This window comes from Streptomyces celluloflavus, assembly GCA_000720995.1.
Taxonomy (GTDB): Bacteria; Actinomycetota; Actinomycetes; order Streptomycetales; family Streptomycetaceae; genus Streptomyces; species Streptomyces celluloflavus.
Map to the genome: position 1 here is coordinate 201,993 of JOEL01000007.1, position 6,686 is coordinate 208,678.

Genomic DNA, 6,686 nt, shown 5'->3' on the forward strand with positions numbered 1-6,686 from the left:
GGTCCGCCCTTCCTCACGCGGCCGGGAGGGTGACCCCGAACACCGTCCGGCCGGGCACGCTTTCGACCGCGACCGTACCGCCGTGCGCGGCGACCACGGCCTGGACGATGGCGAGGCCGAGTCCGGTGCTGCCGGCGGCGCGGGAGCGGGACGCGTCGCCGCGCGCGAACCGTTCGAAGACCCGCGGCAGGAGGTCGGGCGGGATACCGGGCCCGTCGTCCTGCACCTCCAGGCGGACGACCGCCGGCCGGCCCGGCTGCGCGGTGCCCGCGGCGGCCACCACCCGGGCGGTGACGGTGGTCCCCTCGGGCGTGTGCGTACGGGCGTTGGCCAGCAGATTGGCCAGTACCTGGTGCAGCCGGTCGCCGTCACCGAGCACCAGTGCGGGGTCTTTGGGCAGTTCGAGGCGCCACCGGTGGCCGGGGCCGGCGACCCGCGCATCGCTGACCGCATCGACGGCCAGGGGCGACAGATCGGTGCTCTCGCAGGCGAGCGGACGGCCGGAATCCAGCCGGGCCAGCAGCAGCAGGTCCTCCACCAGCCCCGTCATCCGCTCCGCCTCGGACTCGATCCGCCCCAGCGCGTGCCGGGTCTCCGGGCCGGGCAGCTCCCGCCCGCGCCGGGTCAGCTCGGCATAGCCCCGGATCGACGCGAGCGGCGTACGCAGCTCATGGCTGGCGTCGGCGACGAAGCGCCGCACCCGCGTCTCGCTCTCCTGCCGCGCCGACAGCGCGGACCCGACGTGCCCCAGCATCCGGTTCAGCGCCGCGCCGACCTGCCCCACCTCGGTACGCGCATCGGCCTCGGCTTCCGGCACCCGGACGTGCAGCGCCACCTCGCCCTGGTGGAGCGGGAGTTCGGAGACACGGGTGGCGGTGGCCGCGACCCGGTGCAGCGGCCGCAGCGCGATGCCGACCATGGCGGCGCCCGCGATCCCGGCCGCGATCAGACCGGCGACTGTCACACACGCCTCCACGAGAACAAGGGTCCCAACGGTGTTGTCGACGGACCAGAGCGGCAGGCCGAGCACGGCCGCACCGTCCCCGGTGAACTGCACGCGGTAGTCGCCCAGACCGGGCAGCTCGGCGGTGTGCGGCGCACCGTCCCGCGGTACGGAGTTCAGCGCCGCGACCTGGTGGCCGGTCAGCGGGTCCAGCCGCTCGCCGGGCAACCGGCTGGTGGACGCGTTGTTCCGCGCACCGTCCTCGACCAGGCCGCCGGGCGCGACCCGCGCCCCCACCGTCCCGATCGGCAGACCGCCCATCGCGACGAAGTCCAGGCTCTGGTTGCGCATCGGGTCGTGCGGGCGGGGCGCCTGGGAACGGACGACGGACTCCCGCAGCTGCGAGTCCAGCTGCCCCTGCAGATAGGAGTGCAGCGCGATGGTGGTGACCGTACCGATAACGGCCCCCACCACGGCGATCAGCGCCACCGCCGACACCACGAGCCGGGTCCGCAACGACCACCGCCGCCGCGGGCCGCGCAGACGCGGACCGGGTCGGCGGGGGCCGGGTCGGCGCGGGCCAGGCAGACGCGAGTCAGGTCGGCGGGGGCCGGGTCGGCCGGTCGGCCCCTCACCGGGGGCCGATGGCGGGACGGACGGCATGGAGGGTGCGGGAGGTGTGGGGGATATGGGTGGTGCGGAGGGCGAAGAGGGCGAAGAGGGTACGAAGGGCACTGACGGTTCGGACCGTGCCGGCGACTCGGACGATACGGGCGGCGGCAGCGGTTCGGGCGGCACAGGGGATACGGGGAGCGGCACGGATGATTCGGGCGGCGCGGCTGATACGGGCAGCACGGGCGATACGGGCGGTACGGGTGATACGGGCGGCGTCCCGGGCATCGGCCGGCTACCCGCCCGGCTTGATCAGATACCCCGCACCGCGCCGGGTATGGATCATCGGCTCGCGGCCCGCGTCAATCTTCCGCCGCAGGTACGAGATATACAGCTCCACGACATTGGCCTGGCCGCCGAAGTCATAGCTCCAGACCCGATCCAGGATCTGCGTCTTGCTCAGCACCCGCCGCGGATTACGCATCAGATACCGCAGCAACTCGAACTCGGTGGCCGTCAGATGGATCTCCTGACCGTCCCGCCACACCTCGTGACTGTCCTCGTCGAGTACCAGATCCCCCACCGTGAGCAGGCATTCGCTGCGCGCGGCCGCGGTCCCGGCCCGGCGCAGCAGCCCGCGCAGCCGGGCCACCACCTCCTCCAGGCTGAACGGTTTGGTGACGTAGTCGTCGCCGCCCGCCGTCAGCCCGGCGATCCGGTCCTCCACCGCGTCCTTGGCCGTCAGGAACAACACCGGAACGTCGGGCAAGTCCCGGCGCAGCCGCCCCAGTACGGTCAGCCCGTCCATATCGGGCAGCATCACGTCGAGCAGCACCGCATCCGGCCGCCAGCTGCGAGCGCACCGCAACGCGCCCGCGCCGTCCCCCTCCGACCGGATATCCCAGCCCTCGTACCGCAGCGCCAGCGACAGCAGATCGGCCAGCGAGGACTCGTCGTCCACGACCAGCACCCGCACCGGGCTGCCGTCGGCCCGCAACAACTCCGGCTTCTTACCCGTCGCCCGCGCCGCCGCCCCGCTCTCCCCCGGCACACCCCGCACGGCCTGCGCGCCCCGTATACGCCGCGCACCTTTCACGCCGGAGGAGGAGTGAGCTGTGGAAGGCGCCGTGGAAGGAGCCGTGGACACGGAGCCCGCCGCGCCTGACACCGCGGAGGACACCACAGGGGCTGCCACCGATGACGCCACCGACGATGCCGCTGCGGGCACCGCCACGGCCGGAGCAGCGGTTGCCACGGCGGACGACACGGAGTCAGACACGGCGTACGACGGACGGGACGACGCTGAGGACGACGGAGTCACGGTCATGACCCCAGCCTCATCAATCCCGGTGAGATCTCCCTTGCCGATTCCTGTGAATCTCCTGAGAATCCCCGCGCGCGTACCCGTCCGATCCCGCGCGCGTACCCCATCCGGTCCCGCGCCCGGCATTCCCACCCGGCTCGACGCGAGATCCCCCGCCCGCGCGCGAACTCCTCACCCCGTAGACGTCACCGTCACCAGCTCCCCCGTCCGTCCCTCACGCCCAACTCGCCCTCAACGCCCCGTCACATCCCGTCCCCCTCACATCGCCCCCGTCACATCCCGCCCCCGTTACATCGCCCCACTCTGCCCTGTCGGCGTCCCGTCCCCTCGACATCCGTTCCCGTCCCCTCGGCAACCCCTCTCCCCCGACTTCCCGTACCACCCACCCCCTCGGCACGCCGCCCGTCCCTTCGCTCGGCCCCTGTCCATCCCGTCGCTCGCCCCCCGTCCGTCCCGTCCCCTCGACGACCCGTCACGTCGCCCCGGCAACCCGTCCGACCGGGCTGGGCCGCCCCCCGCGCGGTCCAGCCCGATCAACACGCGTTCAGCATGGCAGCCACCACTGACAATCACCGGTCCTCACCCACACCCACGCCTCTCGGCCCACCCCTCTTCCCCCTCCCGTAGCCTCCTGTCTCCTTTCCCTCCCCCCTCCTTCCCTCCCTCTCTCTGCCCGTCCCGTACGGTCGCGGGTATGAAGCTCCTCGCCCTCTCCGGCAGCCTCCGCGCCCGCTCGTCCAACGGTGCGGTGGTGCGCTCCGCCCTCGCCCTCGTCGACGGGCCGACCGCCACCGCCGACATCGGATCGCTCCCGCACTTCAATCCGGACCTGGACGGCGAGGGCGCCACACCACCCGCCCCGGTCGCCGCCCTGCGCACCGCCGTCGCGGACGCCGACGCCGTTCTCATCGTCAGCCCCGAGTACGCGCACGGCGCCCCCGGCACCCTCAAGAACGCCCTCGACTGGCTGGTCAGCAGCGCCGAGTTGATGCACAAGCCGGTCGCGGTGATCACCGCCTCGCCATCCCCCACCGGGGGTGACTACGCCCACGCCCAGCTCCGCGAGACCCTGCGCATGCTGACGGCCGAGGTCGTCACCGCCGCCTGCCGCGAGATCCCCGCCATCGGCGCGAAGATCGACCGCGCCACGGAACGCGTCGCCGACGAAGCGACCCTGGCCGACCTCCGTACGGCCATGTCCCACCTGGCCGCCGCCGTGACGGCCGCCACCGAACGCGCGGCGGCGGCCGACGCCTGAACCCCCGCACACCCGGCCCGGCCGAGCCCCCACGGACCCCGCCCCACAGCTCTACTGCTGGCGCTACGGCCGCCCGCCGCCCCGCTCACCCCACCCCGAACAGCCGCGCCCCGTTCCCGTAACAGACCGCCCGCAGCCACTCCTCGCCCAGTTCCAGCCGGGTGAGCGCCTCCAGCGCATGGGCGTACCCGTAGGGGATGTTGGGGAAGTCGCTGCCGAAGAGCACCCGGTCGCCGAGGTCCGCGAGCCGGCCGAGTGCGGCACGCGGGAACGGCGCGGTCCGCTCGAAGAAGTCGGTGAAGGCCATCGTCGTATCGAGGTGCACGCCCGGATAGCGTTCCGCCAGGTCCAGGAATTCGACGTACTCCGGCATCCCCAGGTGCGCGATGACCAGCCGCAGCCGGGGATGGCGGGCGAGCAGCCGGGCGACCGGTCCGGGCCCGGTGTACCGGGCCGGCACCGGACCGGAGCCGCAGTGGATGACGACCGGCGTCCCGGCCTCCGCGAGGGCACCCCACACCGGATCGAGCAGCGGACCGGCCGGATCGTACCCGCCGACCTGCACATGTGCCTTGAACACCCGGGCCCCATCCGCCACTTCGGCACGGACGTACGCCGCCGCCCCGTCCTCCGGAAAGAACGTCGCGGTCCGCAGACAGCCGGGCGTACGGGCCGCGAATCCGGCCGCCCAGCCATTCAGCCATACCGCCATACCGGGCTTGTGCGGATAAATCATCGAGGTGAAGGCCCGCACACCGAAGCCCCGCAGCACCGCCAGCCGCTCCTCCTCCGCCAACCGGTACGCGATCGGCCACTCCCTGCCCACCAGCGGCCCGGCGGCATCGAAATACGCCCAGACCTTCGCCATCACCCGCTCGGGCATGAAGTGCGTATGCACATCAACTAGCCCAGGAAGCCCCAATTCCCTCCAAAACGCCCGTACTTGCTCCGAACCATCTGGGACCGCACCATCCAGGACCGCACCGTCCACGACCAAACCGTCCGCAGCAGCACCATCCGCCGCCACACCACCTACCGTCACGCCGCCCCCTCCCCTCTCAACAAGGCCAGCAACGCCCACCATGCCAACCGCATCAGCGACATCACCAATACCAAGAACACCAGCGGCACAGCGAGCCTTCCCCCGCCTTAACCGTCGGTGCACCTGCTGTGCGCCAGGTGACGGGCCTCGTTGTCGGCAACCAAGGGATCCCCGTGCCGTCACGGCACCCCGCGAGCCGGCCGAACATGGGCAAGCCCAGGCGAGCGAGGCTCCCCGCCCAGCAGGCTGGACGCGGTCATGCACTCGATCAGAAAGCCCCGCCTAGGCTTTGCGGGCGAGCAGTTGAGTCTCCCGGAACTGCCGCCGGTCGGTGGGCTGCGGCTCGCGCACCATCCGGGCCACCTCGGTCAACCCGGACTCGCGCAGCATCGCGGCGAGGTGATCAGGCCACCACCGGTAGGCCGGCGCGACCGTGTGATCGAAGACCTGCGTCGGGTGAGACGGGTCATCGCTTGCCGAGAAGCCGATCAGAAGGTGGCCGCCAGGTGCCAGCACGCGGTGGAACTCCGCCAGGATGACGGGGAGTTCCCGCGGCGGGGTGTGGATGACGGACCAACGTGAGAGTACGCCGCCCAGCGCACCGTCAGCGATGTTCAACGCGGCCATCGAGCCCACGTCGAACCGCAGGCCCGGATATGCCTGTCGAGCCAACTCGATCATTGCCGGAGAGGCATCAACACCAAACACCGCCAGCCCCAGCTCGTCCAGATAGGCAGTGATATGGCCGGGCCCACACCCCAGGTCCGCGACCTGACCGTCCCCACTCGCGCCTACGGCCTCGGCGAACGCGCCCAGGATCGCGCGGTCCAGGGGCCTGTCACGCAGCGTGTCGCGGAACATCTGCGCATAGGTGGCGGCGGCAGCGTCGTAAGCCTCGCTGGTGGCACTGAGGGCATCGTGTTCGACCATGCTCGCGACAGTAGTTCCTGGCCCGGAGGCGAGCCGGGACAATCACGATCTTCCCTCGCGCCTCTTCACCCGGGTTATCGCCAGTTCAGAGAAGCAGGCGTGCCCGTGAATACGCGAGGGCCCGAACGCCCGAGCGCAGGTTCCGAGGGACGGCTTGCGCTTCTCGAAGTGGACGAGGCAGGCACCCCATTCCGCATTCGTCGGGGTCCGGTCTTCCTCGTCGGGGTCCGGTATTCCGCGCCGGGGTCCGATCTTCCTCCCCGGGACGAAGGGAGTCCCGTCACCGGCCCACGCACCCCGCGAACGCGGTCAGAACAGGCCCCCCTGAAGCCCGTCGCCCTCACGCCCGCCCGCGCCCGCCGCCCCCGTCCCGTACGCCGCCGCCCGCACCGCGACCGTCGTCATCCGCCCGGCGGCCGGCCCCAGCACCCACCCGGACAACACCCGAGCATCAAGCACCGCAACCACCCCACCGCCCCCGGAAGTCCTGGAAACCCCGGAAGCCATCGAGGCCCCCGAGCCCCCACCCCCCCCGGAAGCCATCGAAGCCCCCAAGTCCCCCCCAGCCCCACTACCT

At 71.9% G+C, this 6,686-nt stretch carries 7 protein-coding genes; 2 read left to right on the forward strand and 5 right to left on the reverse strand.

Annotated elements, in window-relative coordinates:
* Positions 1-13: 13 nt before the first annotated feature.
* Together IH09_RS09350 and IH09_RS09355 are read right to left on the reverse strand one after the other, a co-directional pair.
* Positions 14-1,606 carry a sensor histidine kinase gene (locus tag IH09_RS09350; protein WP_094793739.1) on the reverse strand — a complete coding sequence of 531 codons (1,593 nt, stop codon included), beginning with the start codon at positions 1,604-1,606 and terminating at the stop codon, positions 14-16.
* 244 nt (positions 1,607-1,850) lie between these two features.
* Positions 1,851-2,552 carry a response regulator transcription factor gene (locus IH09_RS09355; protein WP_052855634.1) on the reverse strand — a complete coding sequence of 234 codons (702 nt, stop codon included), beginning with the start codon at positions 2,550-2,552 and terminating at the stop codon, positions 1,851-1,853.
* Between the two features lie 1,021 nt (positions 2,553-3,573).
* On the opposite strand from IH09_RS09355, the gene IH09_RS09360 reads away from it, so the two are divergent.
* Positions 3,574-4,137: an NADPH-dependent FMN reductase gene (locus tag IH09_RS09360; RefSeq protein ID WP_052855635.1), complete on the forward strand. Its 564-nt coding sequence runs from the start codon at positions 3,574-3,576 to the stop codon at positions 4,135-4,137.
* Between the two features lie 85 nt (positions 4,138-4,222).
* Here IH09_RS09360 and IH09_RS09365 read toward each other — a convergent pair whose 3' ends face one another.
* Positions 4,223-5,179 (reverse strand): amidohydrolase family protein, encoded by a 957-nt coding sequence (locus tag IH09_RS09365; protein WP_318279414.1) that lies wholly within the window; start codon positions 5,177-5,179, stop codon positions 4,223-4,225.
* Between IH09_RS09365 and IH09_RS39725 the strand changes: the two genes are divergently transcribed.
* Positions 5,081-5,290: a hypothetical protein gene (locus IH09_RS39725; RefSeq protein WP_240151020.1), complete on the forward strand. Its 210-nt coding sequence runs from the start codon at positions 5,081-5,083 to the stop codon at positions 5,288-5,290. The two genes, IH09_RS09365 and IH09_RS39725, sit on opposite strands and share 99 nt — an antisense overlap.
* A gap of 171 nt (positions 5,291-5,461) precedes the next feature.
* Here IH09_RS39725 and IH09_RS09370 read toward each other — a convergent pair whose 3' ends face one another.
* Together IH09_RS09370 and IH09_RS39730 are read right to left on the reverse strand one after the other, a co-directional pair.
* The gene (locus IH09_RS09370; protein WP_052855637.1) at positions 5,462-6,109 is read right to left on the reverse strand and encodes a class I SAM-dependent methyltransferase; all 648 of its coding nucleotides are present in this window, start codon (positions 6,107-6,109) and stop codon (positions 5,462-5,464) included.
* Positions 6,110-6,418: 309 nt separating this feature from the next.
* Positions 6,419-6,550, reverse strand: a complete 132-nt coding sequence (locus tag IH09_RS39730; protein ID WP_275126356.1) for a hypothetical protein — start codon at positions 6,548-6,550, stop codon at positions 6,419-6,421.
* Between the last annotated feature and the right edge of the window lie 136 nt (positions 6,551-6,686).